Source organism: Streptomyces sp. 13-12-16, assembly GCF_002114215.1.
In the GTDB taxonomy this organism is placed as follows: Bacteria; Actinomycetota; Actinomycetes; order Streptomycetales; family Streptomycetaceae; genus Streptomyces.
Genome location: NZ_NCTE01001276.1, coordinates 1 through 570, shown reverse-complemented (window position 1 = coordinate 570; position 570 = coordinate 1). Strand labels below are relative to the sequence as shown.

1 pseudogene is annotated in these 570 nt (G+C 78.2%); it reads left to right on the top strand.

Going from position 1 to position 570, the window contains the following annotated elements:
- Positions 1-427: pseudogene (locus B7767_RS39275) on the top strand (pyridoxal phosphate-dependent aminotransferase); the annotation flags it as partial.
- Positions 428-570 lie beyond the last annotated feature (143 nt).

The window sequence follows — 570 nt, the reverse complement described above, 5'->3', positions numbered from 1 at the left end:
CGCCGTACGCCTGCACGCGCGCGTGGCCGCCGCCGCGCACCACGCCGTCGTCGCCGCGGGCGCCCTCGCCCGGCCCCCCTGCTGCGGCCGGCACCTGTACGTCGACCTCACCCCCCTGGCCCCCGCGCTCCGCGCGCACGGCATCGGTGACGCCCAAGAGCTGGAGGACTTCCTCACCACCCGGCTCGGCATGCCCGCACCGGGCGGCCACCGCTTCGGCGACGACCTCGAAGCACCGCGCGTACGGCTGTCCACCGCCCCGCTGCTGGGCGACACCGCCGAACTGCGCGCGGAAGGCCTGGGTTCACCCGCGCCCGTGGAACTGCCGCAGGTGCGAAGCGCGTTGACCCGGCTGACAGCGGTCTTCGGCGAACTCCGTGACGGCGCCCGGCGACGGGAGGCCCCCGATGACGCGGCGCCCCGATGACGGCCGTCCCCGGATGGCCGACGGCCCGCCCGTCCCGCACCCGCCACCGGCCGCATCCCGCCCGCTCGCCGAACGCCGCTTGTGGCCCCGCGCCTTCCACGACCGGCTGACGTCCCCGCTGCCCGGCCCGAGGGCCCTCGCCC